General features: G+C 43.0%; 1 pseudogene. It reads right to left on the bottom strand.

From position 1 onward, the window contains the following. Positions 1–189 (bottom strand): annotated as a pseudogene (locus AB4585_RS25465) (DUF4174 domain-containing protein); the annotation flags it as partial. Positions 190–309: the final 120 nt, after the last annotated feature.

Here is a 309-nt window from a genome sequence, read left to right as displayed (position 1 = left end):
AACTCGGTTAGGCAAAACTAGGAACCAGACTAGGTGCCTATCTGCAATCTCTTCTGAGGCGTTGGTGAGCGTTTGTTGGTAGTCTGGACGATCTTGTATCAACAAGATGCGATATTGCCACTTCATCTCAGAAAGTTGCTGGAAAGAAGCGTCACTCTTACTCGATGCCAATACACTCATTGTTGTCATAGATATAACCCAAATCAAAATCCTCATGATGCCTCTCCAACCAAGGTTCGCTAATACCTACGACGTTGGCTAGTCTCATGATCAAATTAAGGCTCAATCTCTCCAATAGAATATAGGACT

It is taken from the genome of Vibrio sp. 10N.222.49.C9, assembly GCF_041474985.1.
Classification (GTDB): domain Bacteria; phylum Pseudomonadota; class Gammaproteobacteria; order Enterobacterales; family Vibrionaceae; genus Vibrio; species Vibrio crassostreae_C.
Note: the sequence above shows the minus strand (reverse complement) of the source record. Positions and strands in the feature narration are given on the sequence as shown.